We start from the raw sequence: 26,555 nt of genomic DNA on the forward strand, positions 1-26,555 counted from the left end.
AGAGAACCATGACGACCACCGCACCCGCCCCCGGCCCGGTCGGGCGGACGCTACGACAGACCCTGCGGCTGGCCCGCACCGAGCTGGTCCTGTTCTACCGGTACCGGATGGCGCTCTACATCGCGGTGCTGCCGCTGTTCCTGGCCGCCCTCGGCCTGGCGCAGGAGGGCGAGGAGGCGCTTCCCGGGATAGACATGGCGGCGTTGTTCATCGCCGGCACCATCCCTCTCGGCGCCATGGTCGTCGGCGTCATGCACGTCATGAACGTGCTGACGGCGCGGCGGGAGCAGACGATCCTGAAACGGTTCCGGGTCAGCGGGGTTCCGCCGGTCGCCCTGGTCGGGGCGGTGGTGCTGTCCGTTCTGGTGGTCGTGCTCGCGCTGTCCGCGATGATCGGCATGCTCCTGGGGGTGCGGTACCAGCTCTGGCCGTCCGCGCCCGTGCTGCTGCTGCTGACCCTGGTGCTGATCACCGTGGTCATGGTGCTGCTGGGGGCCGCCATGACCCCGCTGGCGCGCAATGCCGAGATCGCCCAGATGGTGTCGATCGTGCCGTTCCTGCTCTTCTACGCCGCCAGCGGGTTGGCGGTGCCGTTGGAGATCATGCCGGACGGGCTGGCCGCGGTGTGCCGCGCCCTGCCGATGGCTCCGGCGATCGAGCTGGTGCAGAGCGCCTACACCGGCCACGATCTCGTCGGCGGTCCGGAGAACGCGTCCCCGGCGGGCATCGGGGAACTGTGGCTGGCCAGCCCGATACCGCTGCTGACCCTGGTGGTCTGGTGCGGTGCCGCCGTCCTGGCGCTGCGTTTCTTCCGATGGGACCCGCGCCGCTCCGGGTGATCCCGGTGTGACGCGTGAACAGCCGCCGGGGTACGCGGGCACGTCCCCGGCGGCGGGCCGTGGCGGCCGGGGACGGGACGGCCGCCACGGCACCAGTGCATCCTGGGGGAATGACAGTGGACGAGGAGACGCGCGGGACGGGACCCGGCCCCGGCCCCGGCGCCGCGCAGGGCGGCGACCGGCTCGAACGCCGGATGCGGTTCGTGCGCCGGTCGATGAAGAGCATGCTGCTGCTCATGCCCGGCGTGCTGATCCCCTTCCTGGCGTTGTCGACCGCCCTGGACCAGATCGGCCCGCGGGAGGTCGCCGCGTGGCGGCCGGCGGCCGGGGTGCTCGTGAGCCTGCCGCTCGGCGTTGTGACCGCGCGGATGATGCTGGCGCGGGTGTGGCAGCCGCTGGCACGCGCGCACACGCTGGTGTGGGTGTCGTTCCTGCTGGTGCTGGCGATCGGAGGGCTGCTGGACGTCACCATCACCACGCTCATGATCGGCGGGTTGTGGTGGGCGTGCGCCATGCTGGTGGTGTCCCGCCGGGAGAGCGCGGTGCTCGCGGCGGTGCTGCTGCTCGTACCGTGGCTGCGGGTCGGCAACGGCGTGCTGCTCGGGCACAGCTACCCGGACGTCTACCACCAGGAGTACGCCGGCGTCGTCCTCGCGGCCCTCCTCGTCTTCCTCGTCCTGTGGACCGCCCTGATCGCGTTGGGCAACTGGGTGTGGATGGCGCTGTGGGACATCACCAACGAGGCCATCTCCGCGCGTGAGGCCCAGGCCCAGCTCGCGGTGAGCGAGGAGCGGCTGCGGTTCGCCCGCGACATGCACGACCTGCTCGGGCACAGCCTCTCCGGTATCGCGGTGCAGAGCGAGCTCGCCGCGCGGCTGGCCGAACGGGACCCGCAGCGCGCCGCGAGCGAGATGCTGACCGTGCAGAACACGGCCCGGGAAGCGCTGCGGGAGGTGCGCTCAGCCGTCAGCAACTACCGCGAGGTCGACTTCGCCACCGAGGTGCGGAGCGTGTGCGCGGTGCTCACCGCCGCCGGGGTGTCCTGCGCGGTCACCGGCGGCGACGTCGACCTCCCCCGGGAGCTGCGCGGCACGGCCGGCTGGCTGGTACGGGAGGCCGGGACGAACGTGCTGCGGCACAGCCGGGCCCGCAACTGTGAGATCACCCTTCGCCGGGAGGAGCGCGCGGTGGCGATCGAGGTGTACAACGACGGCCTGCCCGGCGGTAACACGCGACCGCAGGCCTCGGACCGCGCCGGCAACGGGCTGGCCGGACTGGAGGAGCGCACCGCCGCGGTCGGCGGCACTCTGTCGGCGAGCCGCAGCGGCACCGACGGGTTCCTCGTGCGGGCCGTCCTGCCGCTCCCCGCGGGCGGCGGCGACGGGGCCGCCCGGCCGGAGCGGAGCGGGAAGGACGGTGGCGCGTGATCCGGGTGGTGCTGGCCGAGGACGAGCATCTGGTGCGCGGCGCCATCGCCGCCCTGCTGGGTCTGGAGGAGGACCTGGAGGTGGTGGCCCAGGTGAGCCGCGGGGACGGTGTGGTGGATGCCGTCACCGGCCACGGCGCTGACATCGCGGTGCTGGACATCGAGATGCCCGGGGCGGGCGGGCTGGAGGTGGCGGCGCGGCTGGCCCGGGAGATGCCCGGGTGCGGGGTGCTGATCCTGACGAGTTTCGGCCGGCCGGGCTACCTGCGCCGGGCCCTGGAGGCCGGGGCGCGGGGCTTCCTGGCGAAGGACGCGCCGGTGGAGCGCCTCGCCGACGCGATCCGGACCGTGCACCGGGGCGGGCGGTCGCTGGACACCGACCTGGCCGCGGACGCGATGGCGACCGGTGAGAGCCCCCTCACCGCGCGCGAGAGCGAGGTGCTGCGCGCCGCCGAGGACGGGGCGTCCGCGGCGGCCATCGCCTCCGCGCTGCACCTCACCGAGGGCACGGTGCGCAACTACCTCTCCAGCGCCATCACGAAGACCGGGGCGGACAACCGCATGTCCGCCGTGCGCACCGCCCGGGAGATGGGGTGGCTCTGAGCGTCCCCGGCCGGACCTAGAGGAACCGCAGCACCAGCATGGCGGTGTCGTCGGTGTGCCCGCCGGGGGCGAACGACTCCAGCTCGCGGTCGAGGCGCACCGTCACCGCTTGGGCCGTCAGTCCGGAACAGTGCGAGAACAGCTGGACCAGCCCCTCGTCGCCGAGCATGGCCGAACCGTTGCGGCGCTCGGTCACCCCGTCGGTGACGGCGAGCAGCACGTCGCCGGAGGTGGCCTCCACCGTCTCGGTGAAGAAGTCCACGTCGTCGAACGCGCCCAGCAGCGGCTGGGAGGTGCCCATGGTGGAGACCTCGCCCTTCTGGTTCAGCCGCAGCGGGAGCGGGTGTCCGGCCGACACCATCCGGATGCGCATGCCGTCGCCGGGCCCGCCGAGCGGCACCATCTCCCCGTAGAGCATGGTGAGGAACCGGGTGGAGGTGTTCTCCTCCAGGATGGCGAGGTTCAGCCGGTGCATGATGTGGGCGGGGGAGAACCCCTCGTGGGCCAGGGCCCGCAGGGTGTGGCGGGCCAGGCCGGTGACGGCGGCCGCGGCGGGTCCGGTGCCGCAGACGTCGCCGATGGCGAAGCACCAGCGGCCGTCGGTGGCGAACACGTCGTAGAAGTCGCCGCCGACCACGGTGCGCTCGTCGGCCGGGCGGTAGAACACGGCGTGGTCCACCCCGGGGATGACGGGCTCCTTCTCCTTGGCGGGTAGGAGACTGCGCTGCAGTGCCTCGCTCATCGACGTCTGGTCGGCGTACAGCCGCGCGTTCTCCATCGCCGAGGAGACGCGCCGGGACAGGTCGTCGGCGATGTCCACCTCCTCGCGGGTGAAGTCCTCCCCGGTCTCCTTGCCCAGGGTGAACCGCCCCAGCTCGCGGCTGTGGGCCACCAGCGGGATGCTGATCGCGGGGCTCTGGGCCACCTCCAGGGTGAGCTCGTCGTCGAGCCCGTTCTCCGCCAGCGCCTCCCGGCTCCACAGCGGGCGGGGCTGGCGCTGCTCCGCCGGCGGGAGCTTCGTCATCAGCGTCTTCAGGGTGTCGTTGTTGTTCTCGTTGCGGTGGATCGCGTGCACCAGCTCGGTGCTGCCCAGGTCGCTCGTGCTGTGCACCGCGCACCACGTGCCCAGCCGGGACGTGGCGAGCTGCGCCGCCAGCGCCGCCGTCATCTGCTCGTTGAGGGTGCTGGTGAGCAGGTCGCTGGCTTCGGCGAGGAAACTGAGGCTGGCGCGCCGGGACAGCTCCACCTCCGCCAGGCGGGCGCGTTCCATGGGCAGGGCGATGCGGTCGGCCGCCTCCTGCAGGCGGTGGGCCGCGGCGTCGCCGAAGTGGCGCACCCGCCGGGAGGCCACACCGACGAGGCCGGTGATCCGGCCGTCGACGATGAGCGGGGCCGTGACCAGGGAGCGCATCCCGGCCTCGGCGAGCCTGCCGCGGTGGGCCCGGGCGATCATCAGGTCGTCGTTGATGACGGCGCCCGGCGCTGGGGTGGCGGACGGGAACGTCTCCTCGGTGCGGCTGCGGAACGGGCGCCACGGGCCGTTCGTGAGCCCGGTGGCGGCCCGCACCTCCCACTCGGTCTCGTCCGTGGTGGCCAGCGCGATGTAGGAGGCGTCACCGCCGAGGGCGGACCTGGTGGTCTCCACGGTGCGGTCCAGCAGGTCCGGCAGGGAGAGCCGCGCGGACAGCGCCGCGTCCAGTGCCGACCACCGGTTGGGGCGGGCGCTCTGGTGGTTGCGGGCGGGGCGGGTCGGCAGCGGCGGGGTGAGGTCGCTGTGCTGCGTGCGGTCGGTGGTCTCGGGGTCGTTCACCCGGAACCAGACGGCCTTGTCGTTCGTGCTGTAACTCACTCCCCACGTGGAGGCGATGGCCGCGGCCAGGCCGAGTCCCAGCCCGCCGTGGCCCTCCTCGCTCGTGGAGGAGGAGTCCACCACCAGGGGGCCGGCCTTGGGGACGGCGCGTTCCGGAACCCGGTCGGCGACGACGACCTCCACCGCGTCGGGGAGCCTGCGCAGCGTCAGTTCCAGGGTGCTCTCGGCGTGGATGACCGCGTTCGTCACCAGTTCGCTGACGAGCAGGATGATCTCGTCCGCTGAGTTCTCGGCGTTCCACTCGCGCAGTGTCTCGTTGACGAACGCGCGCGCTTCGCCCGCCGTCTCAGCGGTGGGCGGGAATTCCCGGCGGGCGACCTTCATGGTGTCATGTGGCATTGTGAAGCCGTACGGTTTCTTTCCGAGTCGGACGGGGCGGACGAACCCGGCGAGCCTGTCAACCCACCCCTCTTGCGCCTGGCGTCCGCTGGGCACTGCGGCGCCCTGGGGGCTGCGGACGCGGGTCAGCGGGAACAACGGTCGAGACGGTTAGCACGTCAGAACATCAATGTATCGATTAGCCCGGATGATTACGGTAGGGGCACGGCGCTCCACCGGAGCGTGGACATTACCCAACAAGACCACCGCACGCCACAGTACGGTGTGGGGATGAGTAGGCGTTCCTCCCCGCTTCGTGAGACACCCCATGTCCAGCGGCGGCGACGCCCCCATTATTCCTGCCGTCGCGGGGCACAGCGGCGACTGTGTTGCCAAGGAGGGATCCATGCCCGATACGACCGGGGCACCGGCATCCGACGCACAACTGGACACGCTCCTCGACGCGCTCTACCACATGCGCGACGGGGACTTCAGCGTACGGCTGAATTCCGAGGGCGGCGGCAAGACGGGGGAGATCGCCGCCGTGTTCAACCAGGTCCTGGACAACTGTGAACAACTCAGCAGCGAGCTGCAGCGCGTCAGTGGTGTCGTCAACAATCAAGGCAAGCTTACCGAACGTATTTCGGTCACGCCTGCGGGAGGCGCGTGGGACGAGAGCGTGCAGGCGCTCAACCAGCTCCTCGACGTGGTGAGCGAACCCGTGGTCTCGGCAGCCCAGATCCTGGACTCGGTGGCCGGCGGTGACCTGTCCCCGCGGGCGGACCTCACCAGCACGCACGGCCCCCTGCAGGGCGACCTGCTGCAGCTGGCATCGTCGGTGAACCGGATGACCGACCAGATGCACAGCTTCACCAACGAGGTGACGCGGGTGGCCCGCGAGGTCGGCACCGAGGGCAAGCTCGGCGGCAGCGCCAGGGTCGAGGGCGTGTCCGGTGCGTGGCTCGACGTCACCGACTCGGTGAACCAGATGGCGGCGCGACTGACCGCCCAGGTACGCGACATCTCCAACGTGACGGTGGCGGTGTCCCACGGTGACCTGAGCCGCAAGGTGACCGTGGACGTGCAGGGCGAGATGCTGGAACTGAAGAACACCGTCAACACCATGGTCGACCAGTTGACGATGTTCGCGGACGAGGTGACGCGGGTGGCCCGCGAGGTGGGTACCGAGGGCAAGCTCGGTGGCCGGGCCAACGTGAAGGACGTGTCGGGGATCTGGAAGGACCTGACCGACAACGTGAACTCCATGGCGGACAACCTCACCAACCAGGTGCGCGACATCTCCCGCGTGACCACGAGCGTCGCCCACGGTGACCTGAGCCGCAAGGTCACGGTCGATGTGCAGGGCGAGATGCTGGAGCTGAAGGAGACCGTGAACAGCATGGTCGACCAGCTCGACTCGTTCGCCGACGAGGTGACGCGGGTGGCCCGCGAGGTGGGTACCGAGGGCAAGCTCGGTGGCCGGGCCAACGTGAAAGGCGTGTCGGGGATCTGGAAGGACCTGACCGACAACGTCAACTCGATGTCGCACAGCCTCACCTCCCAGGTGCGCAACATCTCCCAGGTCACCACCGCTGTCGCCAAGGGTGACCTGACCAAGAAGATCACGGTGGACGCCCAGGGCGAGATGCTGGAGCTCAAGGACACCGTGAACACCATGGTCGACCAGCTGGAGTCCTTCGCCGACGAGGTCACGCGCATGGCGCGCGAGGTCGGCAGTGAGGGCCAGCTGGGCGGTCAGGCCCACGTCCGCGACGTCTCCGGCGTGTGGAAGGACCTGACCGACAACGTGAACTCCATGGCCAACAACCTGACCCACCAGGTGCGCCAGATCTCCATCGTCACCCGCGCCGTCGCCAGCGGCGACCTCACCAAGAAGGTGACGGTCAACGCCAAGGGCGAGATCCTGGAGCTGAAGGACACCATCAACGTCATGGTGGACCAGCTGTCGGCGTTCGCCGACGAGGTGACGCGGGTGGCCCGCGAGGTCGGTACCGAGGGTCAGCTCGGCGGGCGCGCGGACGTGCGCGGCGTCTCGGGGATCTGGAAGGACCTCACGGAGAACGTGAACTCGATGTCGCACAGTCTCACGTCCCAGGTCCGCAACATCGCCCAGGTGACGTCGTCGGTCGCCAACGGCGACCTGAGCAAGAAGATCACGGTGGACGCCCAGGGGGAGATCCTGGAGCTGAAGGACACCGTGAACACCATGGTCGACCAGCTGTCGGCGTTCGCCACCGAGGTCACCCGGGTGGCCCACGAGGTCGGCAGCGAGGGCCAGCTCGGCGGTCAGGCCAAGGTGGACGGGGTCTCCGGCACCTGGAAGCAGCTCACCGACAGCGTGAACGGGCTCGCCGGCAACCTCACCTCCCAGGTGCGCGCGATCGGTGAGGTCGCCAGCGCCGTCACCCGCGGCGACCTCACCCAGAACATCCAGGTGGACGCGCGCGGGGAGATGCAGCAGCTCAAGGACAACATCAACCTGATGGTCACCAACCTGCGCGAGACCACGGCGGCCCAGCGGGACGAGGACTGGCTCAAGAGCAACCTCGCCCGCGTCTCCGGTCTCATGCAGGGCCACCGCGACCTCAACGAGCTCGCCCGCCTCATCATGACCGAGGTGACCCCGCTGGTGGAGGCGGCGCACGGCGCCTGCTTCCTCCCGGAGGACGACGGGGACGAGGAGACGTTCCGCCTCTACGCGGGATTCGGGTACCAGCCCAGCGAGGAGCGCAGCCACCTGCGCGCCGGCGAGGGGCTGGCCGGGGAGGCCATCGCCCAGAAGCGCGAGATGGTGCTGTACAACGTCCCCTCCGACTACGTGACGATCCGGTCGGGGCTGGGCGAGGCACCGCCGCTGAGCCTGGCGATCTTCCCGGTCATCTCCGAGGGCCGGGTGCTCGGGGTGATCGAGCTGGCCTCCTACGGGGAGTTCCGGGAGGTCCACCTGGACTTCATGCGCCAGCTGGTGACCATGATCGGCACCACCATCAACACGATCCTCGCGAACTCCAAGACCGAGTACCTGCTGCTGCAGTCCCGGCAGCTCACCACGGCGCTGCAGGAGCGCTCCAACGAGCTCCAGCGCCAGCAGGAGGAGCTGCGCAGGAAGAACGCCGAGCTGCACAGCAAGGCCGGCCAGCTCGCCAGCCAGAACCGCGCCATCGAGCTGCAGAACCGGCAGATCGAGCGGGCGCGGCGCTCCCTGGAGGACCGCGCGCACCAGCTGCAGGTGTCGTCCAAGTACAAGTCGGAGTTCCTCGCCAACATGTCGCACGAGCTGCGGACTCCGCTGAACAGCCTGCTGATCCTCGCGCGGCTGCTGGCCGACAACTCCGAGCAGAACCTCACCGCCAAGCAGGTGGAGTTCGCCCAGACGATCCACAAGTCGGGCAGTGAGCTGCTGCAGCTCATCGACGAGATCCTGGACCTGTCCAAGGTCGAGGCGGGCCGGGTGGAGGTCCAGCCGGTCGAGGTGTCGATCAGCAACCTCGTCGACTACGTGGAGGCGTCGTTCCGCCCGATGTCGGGCGAGCGCGGCCTGGCGTTCGCCGTCGAGGTGTCCCCCGACATCCCCAACTACCTCTGGACCGACGAGCAGCGGCTGCAGCAGATCCTGCGCAACCTGCTGTCCAACGCCGTCAAGTTCACCGGCTCCGGCGAGGTGCGGCTGCTGATCGAGCCGGCCTGGGCGGTGGAGAACGCCGACCTCGACATGTTCTCCGAGAACGAGGAGGTCATCGCGTTCTCCGTCACCGACACCGGTATCGGGATCGCCGACGACAAGCTGCAGGTGATCTTCGAGGCCTTCCACCAGGGCGACGGCGGTACCAGCCGCCGCTTCGGCGGGACCGGGCTCGGGCTGTCCATCAGCCGCAACTTCGCGCGGCTGCTCGGCGGCGACATCCGGGTGCAGAGCACACCCGGCGAGGGCAGCACGTTCACGCTGATGCTGCCGGTGCGCCTGCCCGACGGAACGTCCGACCGGTTGGAGGACCCGCTGGAGTCCGTCCCGGGGCTGTCCGGGGAGACCCGGCCGGAGATCGAACCGCTCACCGACGTGGACGTGACGGTGCCGGACGACCCGGGGTCGCTCACCACCCTCCCCGACGAGGAGGACGTCCCCGAGCCGGAACCGGAGCAGCCCGAACCGGTGCCGGTGCTCAAGAACACCAGCGAGCAGGGCGAGGGCTCGGCTTCCGGCGGTGAGACGGAGGTGCGCGAGGACCCGGAGCGCGACGCCGTGCTCTCCGGGCGCCAGGTCCTGATCGTCGACGACGACGTCCGCAACGTGTTCGCGCTGACCAGCGCGCTCGAGGCGCACGGGCTGCGGGTGCTGTTCTCGGACAACGGCCGTTCCGGCATCGAGAAGCTGGAGGCCAACGAGGACGTGGAACTGGTGCTGATGGACATCATGATGCCGGAACTGGACGGGAACGCCACCACCCGCGCCATCCGGGAGATGCCTCAGTTCTCGGGACTGCCCATCATCTCGCTCACCGCGAAGGCGATGCAGGGCGACCGGGAGCAGAGCATGGAGGCCGGCGCCTCGGACTACGTCACCAAGCCGGTGGACCTGAACCACTTGCTGGACGTGATACGGACGTGGTTGGAGCCCACCACACCGGCGGAGAGCACGGACAATGAGCAGGAGTAGTGAACGTGCCGCACAAGGCGAACATCCTCCTCGTCGACGACCGCGACGAGAACCTCACAACGCTGGAGGCGATCCTCACGTCCCTGGACCAGAACCTGGTCCGGGCGAGTTCGGGGGAGGCGGCGTTGAAGGCTCTCCTGGAGGACGACTTCGCCGTGATCCTGCTCGACGTGGTGATGCCCGGGATGGACGGGTTCGAGACGGCGGCCCACATCAAACAGCGGGAGAAGACCAAGGACGTCCCCATCATCTTCCTGACCGGGGCCGAGGTGGACCGGCACCAGGTGTTTCGGGGCTACGCCTCGCGGGCCATCGACTACCTCACCAAACCGTTCGACCCCTGGGTGCTGCGGGCGAAGGTCGAGGTGTTCGTGGATCTGTACCACACCAAACAGCAGCTCCGGGAGCAGTCGCGCATGCTGCAGCGGGAGCTCGGTGACGACGGCAACGGAACCACGGAGCAGTCGGTGGCGGGACGGTTGTCCAAACGCGTCGCCGACATCAACGCGAACCTGGAGATGCTGCGCGAACGGATCGTGACCGAGGAGCGGGAGCCCGACAACCGGGCCGTCGAGGCGGTGCGCGACCTCGACCGTTCCGTAGCGAAACTGACCACGCTGGTCGAGGCGCTCCGCGGCCCGGAGTGACCCCCACCCCGAACCACGAAGGCGACAACCGATGCATCCCCCGCGCGACGACGTGTCCTGGTTCCGGAAACTGGTCAGCCCCTCGGGGTTGGCGTTCGTGCTGCTGTGCCTGTTCCTGCCGTTCGTCGGCCTCTCCTGCGAGGGCGGGCTGGGAACCCTGGAGATCCGGGTGAGCGGCTGGGACATGGTGGTCAACGGGGAACCGTCGATCGCCGGTACCGGCATGTTCGACCGGAACGGCGGGGACACGTCCGGCCTGCCCGAGCGGGTGTCCGAGGAGACCGGTCGGGACGGGGCCGGGGTTCAGCCGCTGATGCTCGCCGGTGTGGTGGCCATCCTCGCCGGTGTGGTCGCGGGGACCACCCTGCGCTCCGCGTTCCCCCGCGCCATGGCCGGACTCGCCGCCAGCGTCGTCGCCGTCCTGCTCATCGGGGTGAACGAGATCGTGGTGCTCTCCACCATCACCGACGAGATCGCCTCGGACTCCGAGTGGCTGGCGCGGGACGCCGAGGCGGGTACGCGGTTCGGCTTCTGGGTCACCCTGGGTCTGCTCGCCGCGGTGGTGGTGGACAACGTCGTGGAGCTGGTGCTGAGTAAACGCCGGCCGCGCCCCGCCACCGGGGCTTGGCCGCCGCCTCCAGGACCCGGCCAGCCGCCGCAGCAGCAACAGCAGCCACCACAGCCGCCGCCGTGGGGCGGGCAACCACCCCAGCCGTATCCGGGGCCGCCGCCCAACCAGGCTCCGCCGCCGGGACCGCCCCAGCCGCCGCCCAACCAAGGCCCGGGCCAGTACCCGCCGCAGCAGTACCCGCCCTCGCAGTAGCGACCCGACGAGCGCCCGCCCACCACGTGCTGGGCGGGCGCTTCACGTATGCCCGACCGCCATGGAGCGGCCCGTTCCCACGTGCGTGGGGAGCATTCGCCAGCATGTCCGCCAGTGAGCCCGGTAGGGGTCCATCCCCGCGTGCGCGGGGAGCATGGCACCGACCAACTCCAGCCCGTCCAGTGCCCGGGTCCATCCCCGCGTGCGCGGGGAGCATCACCAGCGCGGCCCAGACGGTCTCACCGTCCAGGGTCCATCCCCGCGTGCGCGGGGAGCATCCGATCACGAAGCAGCTGATCGCGAGGAACAGCGGGTCCATCCCCGCGTGCGCGGGGAGCATTCGGGATGACACACCCTCATGACCTGTTCGACGGGTCCATCCCCGCGTGCGCGGGGAGCATTGCTGGTCGTGGTGCCACTCGCCGGGGCGGTGGGGTCCATCCCCGCGTGCGCGGGGAGCATCCCGAAGGCGGGTTCCTCGTTGCTCCGGAAAAGGGTCCATCCCCGCGTGCGCGGGGAGCATGCCTCGCGGGAGAACCCGCGAGCTTTGGTGCCGGGTCCATCCCCGCGTGCGCGGGGAGCATCCTCTCTGACCTGGTCTTCTAGGTCGCGCGCATGTCCGTGTGTGCAACTTCTGGATATTCGGACATAGCACGCATATTCCTCACAAACGGATCGCTGCCAGGTGGCGCGGCCTCCACCACCGCGGCGAGGCCAGGAGACCACAACTGTTCTCACGACGCACGCCCTGCCGGACACACCCCCGCGCGATCCCGTCAGGGCGCCGAGGCCGAGAACGCGACCATGCTCCCGCCCGTGTGTGCACCCACTGTCAGTGCAGCTCACAGGTGACCTCGCCCGGTCCATCCCCACGTGCGTGGGGCTCATCCTTCGCCACCTGTAAGGACGCGTGACGTTATTGTTTTGCAATCCCACATGGCCGGTGTTCCAGTGCATGTGGTCAGGCTCTGACCGTACCGTCGTGCCACTGAGACCGCACCCCCGTGTGAACCGAGAGGACAGCCCGTTCCCGTACTGGCGGCACGGCTCACGCGCCGCCATCGTCGTTGTCCACGTATCGCGCGGGGCACATACGTGGTTTTCCTCGATCTCGACGCCAGCGGCGGGTCCCGCACTCGGCGAGGAGCTGGGTGCGGGACCCGTGTGGGGGTTAGTGGTCGTAGTGGGGCGGGATCGTGGTCTCGGTGTCGTCGGTGTCGGTGTTCTCGTCGCCGAGCCAGGTGTCCACGCAGGTGTGGAGTTCCTGCAGGGTGTCGTGGATCTGGTTGGGCCACAGGGCGCCGCCCTCCATGGCCTGGGAGAGCTGCTCCAGTAGGTCGCGTAGCTGTCGGCGTTCGTGCGGGGTGAGGTTCATGCCTGGCCACCTCCCTGGTCCTGGTGGATGGTGGCCCTCAGTGCCTGGACATCGTCCGGGAGGAACCGGCGGTGCCCGCCCGGGGTGACCACTACCGGGGTCAGGTGGCCTTGGCGCACCCAGGTGTTGATGGTGGAGGTGGTGACGCCGAAGGCCTCGGCGACATCACCGGGCCGCAATAGGGTCGTGGGCCAGGTTTGGGGGATCGTCACCGGACCGTCCCCGCCGGGGCCGTCTGCTCGCGCTGGGACAGCCACTGGTGCACCAGCGGGGAGAGTTCCGCGCGGACATCGTCCAACCCGTCGCCATACACCGGCGGGGCGGAAAGTTCCGGCACGGAGACAGTGGCACCACAGGCCAGGCAGTGCCCCTCTTCCTCCCGCTGTTGGCGGAGGCGTTCGTACTCGGTCACATACGGCCGCACCGGATTGTGCTCCTCGGGATCAAGCACCTCGGGTTCGGGAAGCGGGTGAGTCAGTGGCTCCGGGAGTACTTCCGACGATCTCGGCTGCGGCACGGTGAACCGACGTGCTGCCGCCCGACGGCGAGGCGCAAGCGGCACCGCGACGCGCGATTCCAGGCGCTGGTAGCGATCCCGGTAGCGCGTGGGCGGGAACAGGGCGACAGCCAGCATCAGAAGCAGTGTCCACAGGGACGCGAGGGTGTGAATAAACTGGGGCATTGTCATCGACTCCTGGTCAGTCGGTGGCCACGCCCCTGGGGAGCTGGTACTCCCGCAGGGGCTCTTTCATTACGCCGGGCTGGTCGTGCGCAGTGCTGTACGAGTGGGCGCGACGCGGCGCGGACATCGTCAGGACCCTGGCCTGGTGGGATGGGGTACGGTAGCCCGTTCCTTCAAGCGGGAGAATGCGCCGCCCTGGCCCTGGCTGCTCTCTGGGACGTGGATGTAGCCACACATCCGGGACACGGGAAGATGGGGTGCTCTGTGCTCTTTAGAGAGAAGAGCCGCATCCCTGTGTCGGAGTGGAAAGTGCCGGTACGGCCGGGCTCTCGGGGGTGAGTGAGGTTGGCGGTCATCCGGCCGGTCGGGCGGTTTCCCCGACGGGGCCGCCAGATCCGCCAACCGAAGTAGTCCTCGCGCCGCCGGTCCAGTGTGTTTTCAGCGGTCGTCACGGTGTCCATACGCTGACGCTAGAACGCCGACAAGCGCAGGGAGGGCACAAAATGTGCCCATGACTTACGCGTTCAGCATCCCCATCCGGTCCGCCAGCGCTGACGCGCGTTGTTGTCTGCGTCCGTCACGCTCATCCAACTCTTCCAACAGGATCCGCCTGGCGTACCCGTTGTAGCGGATCGTTTCCGGAGCGGCCTTGTGGGCGGCCTCCAGCGTGGCCAGCGCTACTTCGGGCTGGGCATCCAGATAGTAGGCACGAGCCTGTTCGATCTCATGACGAGCCCTGCGGGGCCGGGAGGGAATCCGACCCGAGGCCGTACGTTCGGACTGGCGCACGCCCTCACCTCCCGCGTGCAGCTCCACGGCGATGGTGGTGGCATGCGCCCCTATGATCGCCTGCGAGAACGAGGTGACGGGATGGTAGTAGTCGTCCGGTAGCTGTCCGGCCACCTCGCGGGCACGGTCCCAGTACCCCCACGCGTTGCCGATCTCCCCCCGGTGCGCGGCGGTGTAGCCGGACTCGAACACCAGCGAGCCCCAGATAGCCAGAGGGTCATCCCCGGCGTCATTGAGGCGGGGTTCCAGGAGTTCCATGGTTTGGGTAGTGACCATGTCGGCGGCGTCCCAGTCGCCCGTGTCGCGGTGGGCTTGGGCCATGAGCCAGGCGGAGACCCCGATGGCATGCAGGTCCCCACTGTCCTGGGCGGCGACGATGCCGCGTTCGGCTACCCGCCAGAGAAGGTCCTGTGCGGGCTGGTAGGCGATGAAGAACTGGCTGAGGGCATACACCTCGGCAAGGGTGGCTTGGGCGCGGCGGCGGGTAGTGCGGTCTTCGGCCTGGTGGGCGGCGAGTTGGGCGTCCTCGATCAGTGATGGGAGGAGCTGGCCGAGGGCTTCTCGATGGTTGGGAGAAGAGTGGCGTTCCGTCCACGCCTGGGACAGCCGGGCTCGCAGGTGCTCTACCGGCGGCGCCACACGGTCGGTCAGGGCCGGTAGGGCGTTGACCGCGGCCCGCACCGCAGGCAACCGGGAGTGTCCGGGGCCGGTGAACAACTCCACCGACACCGACTGGTCACCGGTGAGTTGGGCGAGGTCGCGCACGCGGAGCGCCTCAGCCAAGCGGAGCAGGACGGGCAGTTTCGGGGTTTGCAACCGCCCGGTCTCCAAAGCTTTGATCCAGGACGCGGACTTCCCGACGAGCCCAGCGAGAACCTCACGTGTCATCCCTTTACGGGTGCGTTGGATTTTGAGGCGCTGTCCGAAGCCGATGTCGGGGGGTTCGGGGGTAGAATTCATGGCAGACCCTGCTTTCCTGGTGCGTGACATCTCCAGAATAGACAGGGTCTTCTTTACGTGTAGAGGTCTATTCGCCACTCCCTGGCGCCAAGTGCGGCGGTGCTTCCTCACGTCAGCGCAGTGACCCCTGCCCACCACGTGCGTGGGTTCACTGCGCGAGCAGGTTGAACGTCAGTTCGCCGAATGGGTCCATTCCCACGTGCGTGGGGCTCACCCTCTTTCACCTGCAAGAACGTGCGGCGTTATTGTTTTGTGTCTCCACAGGGCCGGTGCACCGGCGAATGCGGTCAGGATCTGACCGTATCGCTCCAGAGCTGTGCGCACACCCCCAGGAAAGCACGAAAGTCCGGCCGCCTTGCGAGTACTGGGCGAAGAACACTTCGCACTGGGTGAGTCTGTGACACCCGCGCGTACGGCAGGGCGCGCACGGCGGCGGCCGCGCACCGCTCACACGGGCCAGCGGGTAGGCGGCGGTTCTCCACGACCCGTGCCGGGCGCGGTTCGGGGAGCTGGGCCTCCGGTGCGGGACGCACGGCCGTCGCTGAGCCTCACCCCGTGGGGCGGGGCGGTAGCGCCAGCCCGATGTGTTCGCCGATCTCCTCGATCAGGCCCAGGTCGGCGAGCCTGAACGAGTTGCGGTTGCTTCGCCGGATCAGCGTCAGCGCGCCGCGCACCCCGCGGCTGCCGCGAAGCGGGACGCACAGCAGCGAACCCGCGCCGAGCAGTCCCAGCACCGGGGCGCCGTTGGCGTCGTAGCCCAGCGTGGCCTCGTCCTCGATGCGTTCGCTCAGTACCGACGTCTCCCCGGCGAGCACACCGCTCGGCACCTCGGAGGCCAGCGGGTCCAGCGACCGCAGGAGCTCCCGCGCCCCGCCGTCGTCCGGGCCCGCCACGACAGCGCGGCGCGCCTGGTCGGCACCGGTCGGCAGGTCGCACACGTCGACCACCACCCAGTCGGCGTAGGAGTCGGCGAGCAGCGCGGCCGCGTCGTCCAGCGCCAGCGGCTTCCCGGCCCCGCCCGGTCCGGCGCTGAGCAGCAGCAACCGGGTCATCCGGGTGAGCACGTCCAGACGCCGGGCGGCCAGGACCACCACCTGGTCCTCCACCTCCGGTTCCAACGGGGCCGGGCCCGGGGTGTGGTGGTCGCCGCGCGGGGGCGACACCACCACGAGCAGCATCGGGTTGGCCTCGGTGGGGATCTCCAACCGGCTGAGGGTCAGTTGGACGTCCTCGGCCCAGCCGCGCTGCGCCAGGCGGGACTCGAACGAGGCCGGTTCCCCGTCCCGCAGCACGGCCGCAAGCCGGGACCGCACCGCGGCCCGCCGGCGCAGGTCCACGAAGCTGGAGAACGGTTTCCCGGTCACGTAGCCGCTCGTGCTGCCCAGGCGGTCGGCGGCGGCCGGGTTGGCGCGCCGGATGTGGCCCTCGTGGTCCAACAGCACCACGGGGACGCTGAGGTCGGTGAAGACCGCCCGCAGCACCGCGCGTTCCTCCTCCTCGGCGTGGCGGCGCGGCGCGCCGGCCTGGGCGCCGAGGCGTTCCTGGCACTCCGCCAGCAGGCGCTCGGCGAGATCGAGTTCGACGAGCGCGGCTTCCGTCGTCCCCGACGCGTCCCCCGGGTGCATGGCGTGCGTGCTCCGCAGCGCCGCTGCCCGGTCGTTCAGTTCTGCGATCTCGCGCCGCAGTTCGGGAAGGCTGTCCGGCACGGGCGTGGCTCCTGACGTCGCGGCTGCGGGACCGGGGAGGGGCGAACCGCGGTCCGGGTCCGGACCTGACGTTAACGTACGGCCCCGCCGGGCGCGGTTACGGTGGGGTGAGCCGCGGGGCGCCGCGTCGGGGTGCGGCGCCGGGGAGGAGCGCGCCGATGCGCAGCGGGAACCGGGCGCGCGACGTCGGCACACTCGGCCGCAACACCCCCGAGCGCGCCCTGGACCAGATGTGCATGGCGGCGGCGCGGGGGGTTCCGGGCTGTTCGGCCGCGCTGGTGGTGATCTGGCGCGACCTCGGCCCCGGACGGGACCGGCACCACGGCACGGCCGGGCGACACGTCGTGGTGGACTACGGTGCCTCGCACCCCGACCTGGCCGCCGCGTTCGAACGCCAGTACACGGTGGACGAGGGGCCGACGGTCGAGGCGGTCCGGGAGATGTGCGCGGTGCGCGTGACCGACGTGCTGCGGGAGAACCGGTGGCCGCGCTACCTCAGCACGGCCGTGCAGTGCGGCGACCGCTCCTCGGTGACGTTCCCGTGCGTCGTGGAGGACACCGTCGTGACGTTCGGGGTGCACGCGGTGCGCGCCGACGCGTTCGACCCGTCCGCCGTGCCGCCGCTTATGGCCCTGCTGGCCGAGCACGCGGCGATAGCGCTGCACAGCGCGGGGCGTTACACCGACGCGGCCCGGGAGGCGGCGCACATGCGCCGGGCCCTGTCCGTGCGGGCGGTGATCGACCAGGCCAAGGGGATCCTCATGCACGCGCGCGGTTGCGGGGCCGACACCGCTTTCGAGGAGCTGCGGTCGGCCGCCCAGCGCAACCGGATGAAGGTCGCCGACATCGCGGGCCGCCTCGTGGCGGAGCAGGAGGAGCACAGCGCCGCGCGCGGCCGGTGACGCCGCAGCGAAGCCGCTGTATCAGTGTTATGACGGAAGCGGACACACACCTGTTTCGCTGTCGCCCGCGGCGCTAGGGTGACAGGGGGAGTCCGCGGCCGGATGGGCGCGATTCCGGCGCCGACGCGCGTGTGTGTCCGCTGGCCAGGGGAGTGCCGGCGCCCGCGGCCATCCGCGGCGGTCGGTGCAACCAGCGAGGAGCGTGAGTGTGGCGTCCGATATACCGGTCCGGACCGAAGGTGATGTCGTTGTCGTCTCTCCCGCGGGTGAGCTTGACGCGGTGACCTCGCCCGACCTCGCCGCGGTTCTGGACGCGATCCTCACGGAACCGGACCCGTGCCGGGGGGTGGTGATCGACTTCTCCCGGGTCACGTTCTGCGACTCCCGGTGTATCGGTGTCCTCGTGGCGTCCTACCGCCAGGCCCGGGACCGGGGGATCGGGTTGGCGGTGTCGGCGCCGCAGCACATGGTGCACCGGCTGTTCGTCATCGCGGGTATCGACCAGGTGATCACGATCGACAGCGACACCAGCCACGCCGTGGAGGCGGTCCTGGCCTGAGCGGTCCGCTCCCGGTTCACAGGCGGAAGTGCGCCCGCACCCGGGACCCGTGGGTTCCGCCGCTGACCTCCAGGAAGTCGCACACCTGGCGGGCGATCCACAGGCCGTAGCCGCTCGTGCTCCCCGCCTCGGTCGCGCGGTAGCCGGCGAGCGGGTCGGTGAGTCCGCCGCTCTCGTCGAACACGTCGCACACGAGGCGCGGGCCGGCGCGGTAGAGCGAGACGGTGCCCTTGCCCGCCCCGTGCTCCAGCACGTTGGCGGTGAGTTCGTTCACCGCGACCGTGAGGTCCTCCACCCGGCCGGCGGGAAGACCGAGCTCCGCCGCCGCCTCCCCGGCACCGGCGCGGATGGTGGCCAGGTCGGAGCGGATGTCCAGGGCCCGCACCGGCTGCTGGTGCGGGCCGGTGCCGGGAACGTCGGCGGCGTTGGTGGTGACCGGCCCCTCGTAGTCCGGGTTGGGGCGCGGGCCGTGGCGGGTGAGCAGGGCCGGGTGGGTGCGCTGGGCCGGCCGGTGGGCGGACGCCGGCAGGGCGGCGGTGTCGTGCACGCACACCACCCGCATGCCGGTTCCGGACAGGGCGTCGGCGAGGACGGACTCCCACCGGTGCCACTCGTGCAACTCCACGGGGTCGTGTGTGGGCAGCGGCGGTTCGCCGACGAACGTGGTGCGCACACCCGGCTCGGCCTGCGCGGTCCGGCGCAGTGTGGCCAGGGCGCGCCCCGGGGCGTCGTAGACGTCGGAGCGGTCGGCCACCGTCACCTGGCCGGTCCGGCAGGAACGGGCGACCTCGGTGACGCGGGGAGTGGCGGCCACGACCACGCGCCCGTGGCCGGCGCTGTCGCGGACCAGCGGGTCGAGCACGTCGCGCAGCTCGTCGGGGCCGGCGACGAACACGCCACAATGCTCGACCGCGCCGGATGCGGCGGCACCTGCCTGTTCCGACGGCCTCAACACGGGCCACACTTCGGCAGGGGACTCGCCCCCGGTTCCAGCCGGGGGGACCTGTCGCGCATCGTGTCTCCCAGCGTGGGCGGTGTCCTGATAGGCGGTGCCGGCTCGTTACCCAGGCTCTGTTTGGTGGACGTTCGTCCCGCTGCGCGCTGCCCCGTCACCGTCCGGCCGCTTTCCCGCCGGTGCGGCGGAGACTCCCGCTCCGCCTCCTCCCCGGCCGTGCCAGGCGGCGCTGGAGGCGCTGGCCCGCGACAAACAGCGTCCACCGAACAGAGCCTAGTGTGCACCATGGCCGACAGTGACAGGCGGCCCGGCGTCCGGTTCGTCCTCGGCTTCGGGCTCCTCGGCGATCGGGTCGACCGGTTCGGGGGTCGCGCGGGTGTGGAGGTGTTCGTAGACACGGCCGGTCTCGGCGGCGACCCGCTCCCACGTGAACCGGGACCGCGCCCGGTCGATGGCCCCGATGCTGTAGGCGGAGCGCATGGCGGGTTCGCCGATGATGCCGCGCAGCGCGCGGCCCAGCGCGTGCCCCAGGGCGCGGGTGGGGTCGGGCACGGCACCGTTCGGGTTCATGGCCGCGGAGCGGCGCGCGGGAACCAGGATGCCGGTGGTGCCGTCCAGGACGGCCCCGCTGGTGCCGCCGGTGGCGAGGGCGGCGACGGGCAGGCCGCAGGCCATCGCCTCCAGCACCGCGCTGCCGCAGGGGTCGTAGGAGGCGGCGGAGACGCATACGTCGGCCGAACGCAGCAGCCGGGGCAGTTCGTCCCGGCCGACGGGTCCGGACACGGTGACCCGGTGGTCCACGCCGGCCTCCTTGGCGAGCAGCTCCGCGCGGCGTGTGGTGTTCCGGGCCTCGGGGTCGGACACGTCGGGGTTCGCCACGAGCAGGAGTTCGGCGTCGGGGACCCGCGCCATGGTGGCGATGAGGGCCTCGACGCCGCCGGAACGCGCACCGGCGTGGGAGATGACGCGGGTGCGCTCCCCGCGCGCGGTGCGCCACGGGCCCGCGGAGGTGGGGCCCTCCGGGGCGAAGTGGTCGGTGTCCACACCCGGCGGGATCACGGTGACCCGCTGGCGGGGAACCCCCATGCTGGCGATGTCGGAGCGCTGTTCGGCCGAGCCCACGATGACGGTGTCGGCGTGGCCGGCGAGGGTGACCTCCATCCGGGCCCGCTGGGGCTGGGGCGGCATCCCGGCCCGCTGCTCGGCGGCGTTCAGCGAGTGGAAGGTCTGCACGACCCGCGGGGTCGCCCCGGTGCGGTCGGTGGTTTCCCGCACGGCGGACAGGGCGGCCAACCCGCTGGTCCAGTCGAAGGCGTGGACCACGTCCGGGGGGTCGGCCGCGAACCGGCCGGCGAGGGCGGTGGCGAACTCCCCGGTGTGCTCGGCGGCCTCACCCTCGTGCAGGGGGCGTTGGGGACCGGCGGCGAGGTGCTCCACAAAGCCTCCGCGCCGCAACCGGGCGCGGGCGGGCAGGTCGGGGTCGGCCTGGCGGGAGTAGACGGTGACCTGGTGCCCGAGGCCGGACAGGTGGTGGGCGAGAGCGCGGACGTGGACGCTGCCCGCGTCGGAGGGCTCCCCGTCACGGGCGGGGGCGGGGCGGGCGTGTTCGGCGGTCAGAGCGATCTTCACGTGGTGCTCCTCACGGTGGGACGGCGCGTTGGCGTGGCGCTGGCCCACCGCGGGTACCGCCGCTGACGGAGGTGCGCGCTCCCGCGGGAATGGGGTGTGGAACGGGGGCGATCCGGGGGATCGCGGGACGCAGACACAGGTGCCACCACCCGGCGATTCCACGGGGGTGCGGCTGGTGCCCGGCGGGCGGGCAGCGCCGACGTGCGGGTGTGTCTGCGTCTTAGACACCCAACTGCGGGAGATAATGCCAGAAACCGGGCCGGATGGCAAGACGTTACCCGTCGTGCGCAGGATGAACGCCTCGTTGGGCGGGGCGCGCGTGGTGAGATGGCGCTGCCTCTAGGGTGAGGGTAGAGAGTACCCCGCGGGAAGGCCGCACCGTGCGGTGCTCGCCGCCGGAAAGGGCGAATTTTGACCGGGATTGGCCGTACAACGGTACGGTTACACCGTCGACGCGCCGGCCGGCGGGCTTCGTAGGGCACCGCGGGCGGCAGACACTGCCGAGAACACAGGAGGTAGGGCGTATGGGTGTCGCTGGTGGGGAAGTCACGGTCACGGCTCTCACGCACCGGGGCGCTGTACGCCCGGCCAACGAGGACGCCGTGGTGACGGGCCCGCTCACGGTGGCCAGCGCGAACATGACGGTTCCGGCCCGCTGCGTGCTCCCGACGTCCGAGCCGATGATCCTCGCCGTGGCGGACGGCCTGGGCGGCCACGCGGCCGGTGAGATCGCCTCGGAGCACGCCGTGCACCGCATGGCCGAGACGGGCCCCCGGCTTTCCGGGCCCGACGATGTCGACGTGCTGCTCAAGAACATCAACGAGGAGATCAAGGACCACGCGGAGCAACACTCGGAGTTCTCCGGGATGGGGACCACGGTGGCGGGTCTGCTGGTGATGCCGGAGGGCAACTACTGGTTCAACGTCGGCGACTCGCGGGCCTACCGGTTGGAGGGAACGCGGCTGCGGCAGCTCTCCGAGGACGACTCCCCGCCGGTTCCGCCCTCCGAGGACGGCACGCCCGCCAGCACCACGTTCATCACCCAGTCGTTGGGGGGAAGCGGCTCCGCGGCGATGGTCCCCCACGTCGGCCGGGACCACGAGCCCGACCCCAGCACCTGGCTGCTGTGCAGCGACGGCCTGTCCGACCTGGTGCCGCTGGAGAAGATGGAACGCATCATCGCCGAGGCCGGAAGCGACGAGGCGGCGGTGCACACCCTCTGGCAGGAGGCGATCGCGGCCTCCGGCCGGGACAACATCAGCATCCTTCTCGCGCGCCGCGTCTGAGCGCCGAACACCAGCCCCTGTCGCCGCCACCGGTCGGGCCGGTAGCGGCGACACGGGACGGTCGGTTCCGGGCTACGATTCGCCGCCGCCCCGTCCGCGGCTGTTCGCGCGGATGCGCACCAGCACGATGACGAGGATCGCCGCGACGGCGATCGCGGCGACGACGATGCCAGCGGGACCGAACGCCGCCATCGGGTTGGTGGTGTCCTCCCCGCCGGCGGGGGACTGGTCGCCGGAGTCCGTTTCGTCGGTCTCGCCGGAGTCCGTCTCGTCGGCGTCGCCGGCCCCGTTGTCGGGGGACTGGTCGCTGACGGCGCTGTCGCTGAGGGAGAACACCAGCTCCTCCTCCAGCAGGTGGCCGTCGGCGGAGACGATCCGGTAGCTGACGGTGTACTCCCCGCTCTCCTCCAGCGGTCGCAGCTGGGCGGTGGCGGTGTCCCCGTCGACGGTGACGTCGCCGTCCGTGTGGTCGTCACCGTCGGGTCCCGAGACGGCGACGGCGTTGTTGCCCTCGCCGATCTCGTCGTTGAAGGTGAGCTCCACCTCCTCGGGGGCCGTGTCGAGTGTGGCACCGTCCTCGGGTGTGGAGCCAACGAGGGTGTTGTGCGCCAGCGCGGCCGGGGCCAGGGCGGTTCCCAGCGCACCCGCGGTCGCCAGGGAAACGAGCACCGCGGCGGCGCGGCGCGGTGTGGTCGTGGGCGTCATCGTGGACCTTTCCGGTGGTTTGTCCGTCGTTGTACCCGGTGTCGCGGGACACCGGGCGGGATGGGTTCGACGGGTGGAGCGGTGGTCCACGGGGGCGCGGATGGTGGAACGGGCGCGCGCGGGGGCGGTCGGCGTCCGGGAGTGTGGGCACCCGGACCGGCCCGCCCGCGGGCGCGCGGGGGCGCAGCGGTGTCGGCAGCGCGTCCCTGGCGAGGGCGAGCAACCGCAGCAGGGCGGACTCCCCGTGGGGGAGCAGGAGGGCGGCCAGTAGCGCCGCCGCGAGGTGCCCGCCCAGCATGGCGGGGGAGAGGCCGAGCGCGGCGCTGACCTCCCCCGGCGCGGCGTGGTGGGAGTCGTGGGTGGCGGGCAGGGCGGTGAACACCGCGTGCAGCCCGAGCTGTGCCGTGGCCAGCGCGGTGAAGGTCTCCCCGAAGCCGCGACGGGACCGGGTGAACCGGACCAGCCCCGCCCAGGTGAACGCGGTCGCGGCGGGGAAGGCGGCCGGGTGCGTGGGGCAGCCGGCCCACACGGCATGACCTCCCCAGGCGAGGCCGGTACAGGCGACGGCCATGGCCGCTGTCCGGGTCGCCCGCGCGGGACCGTCGGTGGGGGGACGCACGGCTGGGAACCTTACCGAGGCGGCTGCGGGTGCGGAAGGGGAGGTCCGGTGGTCGGCGGGGGCGTGCTCTCGGGTTCGGCCCCTGTGCGGTGGGCGCTGTTCGTCACGGGCGGAGCCGGAGCGTCGCGCAACGCGTCCGTCGGCAGGGGGTCAGCCCGCCGGGGCGAGCTCGCGGCGCATGAGGCGCCGCTCCTCGGGGGTGGTGCCGCCCCACACGCCGTGGGCCTCACCCGACCTGAGCGCCCAGAGCAGGCACTGTTGCCTGACGGTGCAGGTGCGGCAGATGGCTTTGGCGAGTTCCGCGGTGTCCAGCCCGGGGCCGTCCGTTCCGACAGGGAAGAACAGTTCCGGGTCGTACTGCCGGCATGCTCCCTGCGCGACCCAGTCTTCGCTTTCGTGGTAAAGGCGGTTCACCAGGAGCCTCCGTTCCCCGGCTCGGTTGCCTCAGATCGCCGACCGCCTGCCGGGCCGGAACGCGGGCCGTCGGCGCGTGTGTGCGGGGGGTCCCGCGGTAAGCGACCCAACGTAGTACTACGACAGGTCGTACTACGACAAGTCTGCTAGAAAACCGGCGTGTGTTCAACCGTCGCGTCAAACAAGGACTGGGGGCGGGGGCCGCTGTCCTGGTGCGTGCCGCGCCCCCAGGGTCCTGTTTTTCGGACGCTTGTCCTGCTGCGCGTCGCCCCAGGGCACCGCCCGGCGGCGTTCTCGTCGGTCGGCGGAGGGTCCGCTCCGCCTTCCTGACCGGCCGTGCCGGGCGGCACCGGAGACGCCGCTCGCGACGAACAGCGCCCAAAAAACAGGACCCAGCGGCGCACCGGTCCGCGCTGACGGGGTCGGCCCTGGGTATCGGGCCGTTCTGTCGCGAAGTTTCTCCCGAATTCGTGTGTCCTAGCCCACCCTTAAATTTTTGTTAGGCTACCCTTATCTTCGGGAGATGTGCCGTGGAAACGGTGTCCGGGACCACTACGCGCGAGTAGCTCGCCGGGGTGGTGCCGAACGCCCGAATTCCCTGGTGAGTATGGAGCGCACGGCTACCGAGGGTGCATCGCTCCACCCCTCGCCGGTGACGACGGATCGTGACAAGCGGCGTTAAATAAACAAGCCATACCCCAGTGAAAGCCACTTAAACATGTCCCGCATCGTCGACGAAAACGCTGCTCACGAACGTTCGCTATGTTTCGTCAACGTGCCTCATCAACGAAGCGACGCCCAACGCCCGGACCGACCCGCCGCGGGGGATGACCCCGCTGTAATCGTGGCTGGTCCGAGCGCGGACGGCCTACGCCTGGAAACGCCCACGCTGGACGACGGGCGGCACATGTGGCGTCTCGCCGACCGGGCGGGACTCGACCTCAACTCGGCCTACGCCTACACCATGTGGTGCCGGGACTTCGCGCGGACCACCGTGGTGGCGCGCTCCGGCTCCGGAGAGGCGTGCGGGTTCGTCACCGGCTACGTCCGACCGGACGAACCCGGAACGTACTTCCTCTGGCAGGTGGCCGTCGATCCCGCCTACCGCGGACGCCGCCTCGCGCGCCGCATGCTCGACCACATCGGCGACCGCATCGTCTCCGCCGGGCAGACGCACGTGGAGGCCACGGTCACTCCGGACAACACCGCCTCGCGGGCGCTGTTCGCCTCGTTCGCCCGCGACCGCGGCGCGGGGCTGGAATGGAAGCCCCTGTTCGAACGTGAGCACTTCCCGCACGACGGAGTCGAGGGGCACGACCCCGAGGAACTCGTGCGTATCGGACCGCTGTCCGCACCCTGGCACGGCCCCAACTGACTACCCGTCCCGACAACCCCCGGTAACCGCCACGAGCCCACACACCTGGGGAAAGGATCTAAGGAACTCACGATGGAGATCTTCGAACGCCTCGAATCAGAAGTCCGCGGCTACTGCCGTGACTGGCCGACCGTCTTCGACGAGGCACGGGGCAGCCACATCTACGACGAGTCGGGCACGCAGTACCTCGACTTCTTCGCGGGTGCCGGTTCCCTCAACTACGGGCACAACAACCCCGAACTGAAATCCAAACTCCTGGACTACCTCGTCGGCGACTCCGTGGTGCACAGTCTGGACACCTACAGCACCGCCAAACGGGAGTTCCTGGCGACGTTCGACGAGGTCGTGCTCCAGCCGCGCGGACTGGACTACAAGGTCCAGTTCCCCGGCCCCGCCGGGAACAACGCGGTCGAGGCGGCGCTGAAGCTGGCCCGCAAGTACACCGGCCGGGACACCGTCATCAGCTTCACCAACGGTTTCCACGGCATGACGCTGGGGGCGCTGTCCGTCACCGGCAACTCCATGAAACGCAGCGGCGCCGGCGTCCCGCTGGGCCACGCCGCTACCATGCCGTTCGACAACTACATGGACGGCCAGACCCCGGACTTCCTGTGGCTGCGCAGCCTGCTGGAGGACAGCGGCAGCGGCCTGGACAAACCGGCGGCGGTCATCGTGGAGACGGTGCAGGGTGAGGGCGGCATCAACGTCGCCAGCACCGAGTGGCTGCGCGGCCTCGCCGACCTCTGCCAGGAGTACGGCATCCTGCTCATCGTGGACGACATCCAGATGGGGTGCGGCCGCACAGGCCCGTTCTTCAGCTTCGAGCACGCCGGCATCACCCCGGACATCGTCACCCTGTCCAAGTCCATCAGCGGTTACGGCCTGCCCATGGCGCTCACGCTGTTCAAACGCGAACTGGACGTGTGGGACCCGGGCGAGCACAACGGCACCTTCCGCGGCCCCAACCCCAGCTTCGTCACCGGGACCGCCGCGCTCAACACCTTCTGGCGCGACGGTGAGTTCCAGCGCGCCACCGAGGCCAAGGGCGAGATCATGCAGAAACGCCTCGCCGAACTCGCCGAGGAGTTCGCGGAGGCGGGCGCCGTCGCCCGCGGCCGCGGCATGGCCGGCGCGCTCGCGTTCGAGCGGGAGGGCGCGGCCGAGGCGCTCAGCGCCGAGGCGTTCCGCCGCGGCCTGCTCGTCGAGACGGCCGGGCCCAACGACGAGGTCGTCAAGCTGCTGCCGCCGCTGACCACCAGTGAACAGGAGCTGGAGCGCGGTCTGGAGATCATCGCCGAGTCCGCGCGAGCCACGGTGAAGATCCCGCAGCTCGCCTGATACACCGGATGCGCCACTCGTGACGGCGGCGGGCCACCGGCCCGCCGCCCACTCCGCCAC

At 70.6% G+C, this 26,555-nt stretch carries 22 protein-coding genes and 1 CRISPR repeat array; of the genes, 12 read left to right on the top strand and 10 right to left on the bottom strand.

What is annotated here, in order from left to right; translation table 11 throughout:
* Window positions 1-8: 8 nt before the first annotated feature.
* The 3 genes from FHX37_RS21765 to FHX37_RS21775 all read left to right on the top strand — a co-directional run bounded on the left by FHX37_RS21765 (window position 9) and on the right by FHX37_RS21775 (window position 2,868).
* Window positions 9-839 (top strand): ABC transporter permease, encoded by an 831-nt coding sequence (locus FHX37_RS21765; protein WP_141926151.1) that lies wholly within the window; start codon window positions 9-11, stop codon window positions 837-839.
* 110 nt (window positions 840-949) lie between these two features.
* Window positions 950-2,266: a sensor histidine kinase gene (locus FHX37_RS21770; RefSeq protein ID WP_141926152.1), complete on the top strand. Its 1,317-nt coding sequence runs from the start codon at window positions 950-952 to the stop codon at window positions 2,264-2,266.
* Window positions 2,263-2,868 (top strand): response regulator transcription factor, encoded by a 606-nt coding sequence (locus FHX37_RS21775; protein WP_141926153.1) that lies wholly within the window; start codon window positions 2,263-2,265, stop codon window positions 2,866-2,868. Before FHX37_RS21770 ends, FHX37_RS21775 begins: the two co-directional genes overlap by 4 nt.
* Window positions 2,869-2,884: 16 nt before the next feature.
* Here FHX37_RS21775 and FHX37_RS21780 read toward each other — a convergent pair whose 3' ends face one another.
* Window positions 2,885-5,062 (bottom strand): SpoIIE family protein phosphatase, encoded by a 2,178-nt coding sequence (locus FHX37_RS21780; RefSeq protein ID WP_141926291.1) that lies wholly within the window; start codon window positions 5,060-5,062, stop codon window positions 2,885-2,887.
* Between the two features lie 400 nt (window positions 5,063-5,462).
* On the opposite strand from FHX37_RS21780, the gene FHX37_RS21785 reads away from it, so the two are divergent.
* Genes FHX37_RS21785 through FHX37_RS21795 form a run of 3 tightly spaced genes read left to right on the top strand, consistent with a single transcriptional unit; the run spans window position 5,463 to window position 11,201 of the window.
* Window positions 5,463-9,731: a HAMP domain-containing protein gene (locus FHX37_RS21785; RefSeq protein WP_141926154.1), complete on the top strand. Its 4,269-nt coding sequence runs from the start codon at window positions 5,463-5,465 to the stop codon at window positions 9,729-9,731.
* 5 nt (window positions 9,732-9,736) lie between these two features.
* Entirely contained in the window at window positions 9,737-10,378 is a 642-nt protein-coding gene (locus FHX37_RS21790) for a response regulator (protein ID WP_141926155.1), read from the top strand.
* A 31-nt stretch (window positions 10,379-10,409) separates the two neighbouring features.
* The gene (locus tag FHX37_RS21795) at window positions 10,410-11,201 is read left to right on the top strand and encodes a hypothetical protein (RefSeq protein WP_141926156.1); all 792 of its coding nucleotides are present in this window, start codon (window positions 10,410-10,412) and stop codon (window positions 11,199-11,201) included.
* A gap of 127 nt (window positions 11,202-11,328) precedes the next feature.
* A CRISPR array of direct repeats spans window positions 11,329-11,785; the repeat unit is 29 nt; unit sequence GGGTCCATCCCCGCGTGCGCGGGGAGCAT.
* A 587-nt stretch (window positions 11,786-12,372) separates the two neighbouring features.
* Here the strand turns inward: FHX37_RS21795 and FHX37_RS21800 are convergent.
* The 5 genes from FHX37_RS21800 to FHX37_RS21820 form a co-directional block, all read right to left on the bottom strand.
* Window positions 12,373-12,576, bottom strand: coding sequence for a hypothetical protein (locus FHX37_RS21800; protein WP_141926157.1), 204 nt, complete (start codon window positions 12,574-12,576; stop codon window positions 12,373-12,375).
* On the bottom strand, window positions 12,573-12,788 hold the full coding sequence (locus FHX37_RS21805) for a MerR family transcriptional regulator (protein WP_141926158.1): 216 nt from the start codon (window positions 12,786-12,788) through the stop codon (window positions 12,573-12,575). Before FHX37_RS21805 ends, FHX37_RS21800 begins: the two co-directional genes overlap by 4 nt.
* A complete protein-coding gene (locus tag FHX37_RS21810) occupies window positions 12,785-13,258 on the bottom strand; it encodes a hypothetical protein (RefSeq protein ID WP_141926159.1) in 474 nt (157 codons plus the stop codon). The genes FHX37_RS21805 and FHX37_RS21810 overlap by 4 nt, the downstream gene beginning before the upstream one ends.
* Window positions 13,259-13,774: 516 nt before the next feature.
* Window positions 13,775-15,007, bottom strand: coding sequence for a helix-turn-helix domain-containing protein (locus FHX37_RS21815; protein ID WP_141926160.1), 1,233 nt, complete (start codon window positions 15,005-15,007; stop codon window positions 13,775-13,777).
* Between the two features lie 548 nt (window positions 15,008-15,555).
* On the bottom strand, window positions 15,556-16,713 hold the full coding sequence (locus tag FHX37_RS21820) for a PAS domain-containing protein (RefSeq protein ID WP_141926161.1): 1,158 nt from the start codon (window positions 16,711-16,713) through the stop codon (window positions 15,556-15,558).
* Window positions 16,714-16,871: 158 nt separating this feature from the next.
* Between FHX37_RS21820 and FHX37_RS21825 the strand changes: the two genes are divergently transcribed.
* On the top strand, window positions 16,872-17,615 hold the full coding sequence (locus FHX37_RS21825) for a GAF and ANTAR domain-containing protein (protein WP_141926162.1): 744 nt from the start codon (window positions 16,872-16,874) through the stop codon (window positions 17,613-17,615).
* Window positions 17,616-17,823: 208 nt separating this feature from the next.
* Window positions 17,824-18,174 carry an STAS domain-containing protein gene (locus FHX37_RS21830; RefSeq protein WP_141926163.1) on the top strand — a complete coding sequence of 117 codons (351 nt, stop codon included), beginning with the start codon at window positions 17,824-17,826 and terminating at the stop codon, window positions 18,172-18,174.
* 16 nt (window positions 18,175-18,190) lie between these two features.
* On the opposite strand, the gene FHX37_RS21835 is transcribed toward FHX37_RS21830, so the two are convergent.
* A complete protein-coding gene (locus FHX37_RS21835) occupies window positions 18,191-19,069 on the bottom strand; it encodes an anti-sigma factor RsbA family regulatory protein (RefSeq protein ID WP_170181677.1) in 879 nt (292 codons plus the stop codon).
* A gap of 333 nt (window positions 19,070-19,402) precedes the next feature.
* Complete coding sequence (locus FHX37_RS21840; RefSeq protein ID WP_141926165.1) at window positions 19,403-20,758, bottom strand: glycosyltransferase; 1,356 nt, start codon at window positions 20,756-20,758, stop codon at window positions 19,403-19,405.
* 524 nt (window positions 20,759-21,282) lie between these two features.
* On the opposite strand from FHX37_RS21840, the gene FHX37_RS21845 reads away from it, so the two are divergent.
* The gene (locus FHX37_RS21845; protein WP_141926166.1) at window positions 21,283-22,044 is read left to right on the top strand and encodes a PP2C family protein-serine/threonine phosphatase; all 762 of its coding nucleotides are present in this window, start codon (window positions 21,283-21,285) and stop codon (window positions 22,042-22,044) included.
* Between the two features lie 72 nt (window positions 22,045-22,116).
* Here the strand turns inward: FHX37_RS21845 and FHX37_RS21850 are convergent, their stop codons facing one another.
* Window positions 22,117-22,749 carry a copper resistance CopC family protein gene (locus tag FHX37_RS21850; protein ID WP_141926167.1) on the bottom strand — a complete coding sequence of 211 codons (633 nt, stop codon included), beginning with the start codon at window positions 22,747-22,749 and terminating at the stop codon, window positions 22,117-22,119.
* Window positions 22,750-23,045: 296 nt separating this feature from the next.
* On the opposite strand from FHX37_RS21850, the gene FHX37_RS21855 reads away from it, so the two are divergent.
* Window positions 23,046-23,285, top strand: coding sequence for a hypothetical protein (locus FHX37_RS21855; protein ID WP_141926168.1), 240 nt, complete (start codon window positions 23,046-23,048; stop codon window positions 23,283-23,285).
* Between the two features lie 233 nt (window positions 23,286-23,518).
* Here FHX37_RS21855 and FHX37_RS21860 read toward each other — a convergent pair whose 3' ends face one another.
* Window positions 23,519-23,782 carry a WhiB family transcriptional regulator gene (locus FHX37_RS21860; protein WP_141926169.1) on the bottom strand — a complete coding sequence of 88 codons (264 nt, stop codon included), beginning with the start codon at window positions 23,780-23,782 and terminating at the stop codon, window positions 23,519-23,521.
* Window positions 23,783-24,626: 844 nt separating this feature from the next.
* Here FHX37_RS21860 and ectA point away from each other — a divergent pair.
* Window positions 24,627-25,157, top strand: a complete 531-nt coding sequence (gene ectA / locus FHX37_RS21865; protein WP_342777640.1) for a diaminobutyrate acetyltransferase — start codon at window positions 24,627-24,629, stop codon at window positions 25,155-25,157.
* 72 nt (window positions 25,158-25,229) lie between these two features.
* Window positions 25,230-26,495, top strand: a complete 1,266-nt coding sequence (gene ectB / locus FHX37_RS21870; RefSeq protein ID WP_141926171.1) for a diaminobutyrate--2-oxoglutarate transaminase — start codon at window positions 25,230-25,232, stop codon at window positions 26,493-26,495.
* Window positions 26,496-26,555: the final 60 nt, after the last annotated feature.

The sequence above is a fragment of the Haloactinospora alba genome, assembly GCF_006717075.1.
GTDB lineage: Bacteria > Actinomycetota > Actinomycetes > Streptosporangiales > Streptosporangiaceae > Haloactinospora > Haloactinospora alba.